The sequence below is a fragment of the Rhodococcus sp. ACPA1 genome (genome assembly GCF_002300195.1).
In the GTDB taxonomy this organism is placed as follows: Bacteria; Actinomycetota; Actinomycetes; order Mycobacteriales; family Mycobacteriaceae; genus Rhodococcus_F; species Rhodococcus_F opacus.
This window is the reverse complement of sequence record NZ_NSDX01000030.1, coordinates 1-474: the sequence shown is the minus strand read 5'-3', so window position 1 is coordinate 474 and position 474 is coordinate 1. Positions and strand designations below refer to the sequence as shown.

Sequence of the window (474 nt, the reverse complement as noted above, 5' to 3'; positions counted from 1 at the left end):
CTCGCCAGTACGGCCTTCGCCGCTCGCTCGCCCGACGTCGCTGCGTCGGCGAGCGACGGCAGATCGAGCTGGTAGTCACCGGCGAAGTGGATGGTTCCGAGCGGATCACGCAACGGCGGAAGCGAGTTCCTCCGCCCGGGCGCCCAGAAGGGCACGACCCGACGGTGCCGCCGCACGATGCCCTCGCCCAGTTTGCCCTCCAGCTCGGGGAACACTGCGAGCAAGTCCTTCGCGAATCGCGACATGATTTCCTCGTCGGGCAGGTCGAACAACGCGTCGGCGTGAGCGCCGCCGGCGAAACAGGCCAGCGCTCCACCCGGCTTACGATCGTCGCCGTTCCGCATCGCCGCGGCGTGGTTGAACATCGCCTGGAATGACAGTTGCGGCGTCGAGACGCCGAAGTAGTCGTCCCAGCGCTGCGGCCCGACTTCGTCGGTGAAGAATCCGACGATCACGTACCGGCCGTAGGTGATG

General features: G+C 67.3%; 1 protein-coding gene. It reads right to left on the bottom strand.

The window, feature by feature from the left end:
* A partial coding sequence (locus CJ177_RS46520; protein WP_143548837.1) for an FAD-dependent oxidoreductase occupies positions 1-474 on the bottom strand: 474 nt, incomplete at both ends.